Origin of the sequence: Kordiimonas aquimaris (genome assembly GCF_025574485.1) — a bacterium.
GTDB classification, from domain to species: domain Bacteria; phylum Pseudomonadota; class Alphaproteobacteria; order Sphingomonadales; family Kordiimonadaceae; genus Kordiimonas; species Kordiimonas aquimaris.
This window is the reverse complement of record NZ_JAOBPO010000017.1, coordinates 1-2,135: the sequence shown is the minus strand read 5'-3', so window position 1 is coordinate 2,135 and position 2,135 is coordinate 1. Positions and strand designations below refer to the sequence as shown.

Annotated in this window: 1 protein-coding gene; it reads left to right on the top strand. The window is 45.6% G+C overall.

Translation table 11 applies throughout. The features are described 5' to 3' along the window. Positions 1 to 2,135: condensation domain-containing protein (locus OEU88_RS17555; protein ID WP_262696511.1), on the top strand; the 2,135-nt coding region annotated here is incomplete at both ends.

Here is a 2,135-nt window from a genome sequence, read left to right as displayed (position 1 = left end):
TTTTGCCGATAGGTGCTGTTGGTGAGTTATATATAGGTGGAGCAGGTTTGGCGCGGGGTTATTTGAACCGCCCCGAGCTTACTGCGGAGCGCTTTATATCAAACCCATTCAGTAATGATACGGGCTCTCGTTTATACCGGACGGGTGATCTGGTGCGCTATCTGCCGGATGGGAACCTTGAGTTTATAGGTCGGGTCGACCATCAAGTTAAGGTTCGTGGTTTTAGAATTGAGCTTGGCGAGATTGAAGCGTCACTTTTAGATGTTTCTGACGTTAGTGATGTAGTTGTTGTTGCGCGAGAAGGTCAAGCTGACAGTAGCGATAAACAGCTAGTTGCTTACATTGTTGCGGAAGGTTCTTATGTTGAAGATGAAGCGGCGAAGCAGGATTTTATAGGGTCATTACGTTCTACATTACAGCAGCGGCTTCCTGACTATATGATTCCATCAGCCTTTGTTGTTCTAGACAGCTTCCCTTTAACCACTAATGGAAAGCTTGATCGTCAGGCATTGCCTGCTCCTGGCGATATGGATGTTCAGCGTTCGATTTATGTTGCTCCTCGTACGGAGATTGAAGCTAAGCTTTGCACTTTATGGCAGGAAGTTCTCAAGCTAGAGCGCGTAGGTGTGCATGACAACTTCTTCGAACTTGGGGGTGATAGTATACTGTCTATTCAGATAGCTTCTCGCGCAAAGGCATTAGATATCTCACTCACTGTCCGGGAGTTATTCGAACATCAAACAATTGCAGGTTTAGTGCCTTTTTTGAAGAGTGAGTTAGCCACTTTAGCTCCGCAAGATACAGTGATTGGCCAGCAACTTTTACTCCCAATTCAACGTAGTTTTTTAAATAAAGGTTTGATAGACGCGCATCATTTCAATCAATCGATGCTTGTGCGCACCCCCGTTGATTTGAAGCAAGAGCATTTAAGAGCTTTGATTGAGTCTCTTTATCAGCGACATGATGTACTACGATTGAAGTTCAATGGGGATGCGGAGGGCTTTTCCAGTGAGTACGTGCCATATACTAAAGAGCTAACAGCCGCCGCTTTATATTATGAAGACATGAGCGCTTTATCTTCTACTGCTCGATTGGAACGACAGTTAGCGAGCTGTAATATTTTGCAGGCGAGCTTGGATCTGGAGCAGGGCCCTTTGCTGAGGGTCGGCTATTTTGATTATGGGCCAGAGCAGGAAGGGCGTTTACTTTTAGTTTTACACCATTTGGTTGTTGATGGTGTTTCATGGCGGATATTGCTATCGGATATTGAGATTGCTTACCATCAGCTTTTGGCGGGAGAAGACATTTCTCTAGCGCTTAAGAGTTCTTCATATCAACAGTGGGGAGCGGCATTATCTCAATATGCTGATACAGAGATATTAGAGCGTGAGCGCCCTTACTGGCTTGAGCAGTTATCGTATCCTATTGGCGTTTTACCTGGCGTTTCTCAAGGTATTTCTTCGACGGATACTGATGTCATCTATAATACTACAATTACCCTTGATGCTGAGCAAACTGGTGAACTGTTGAGCGAATGCAATAAGGCGTATCGCACGCGCATTAATGAACTGCTGCTTTCTGCTTTGTTGAAGGCATACCACGATTGGACCGGTGAACATGCTCTGCGCCTCAGAATGGAGGGGCATGGTCGTGAAGATATTTTCGACGATATGGATTTGAGTGAGACAATCGGCTGGTTTACGTCGATTTATCCACTTGTCTTGTCAGAACAACCTTCCGACGGGTTTGATCATCTCATCAAGAGTGTCAAGGAGCAATACCGCCGTGTGCCGCGCAATGGCGTGGGGTATGGCGTTCTGACCGAGATGGTCAAGGATGAAGAACTGCGATTACTTGATGAGAAGCAAGATCATGCATCAATAGTATTTAACTACATGGGGCAGTTTGACAACAGCCTTAATCAAGAAAAGGCTTTTAAACCTTCCTATGAGGATAAGGGCAATGAATGCAGTCTGCGGCAAGCCCAACAGGAACTCATTGCGATTAACGGTGTGGTGATGGAAGGGAAGCTGTCCTTTACTTTCACGAGCACCAAAAATCGTATCGCACCAGAACAGGTCAAGGCTTTTAGCGAGGCTTATCAGCAAGCTCTCTCAGCATGTATCAAATGGTGC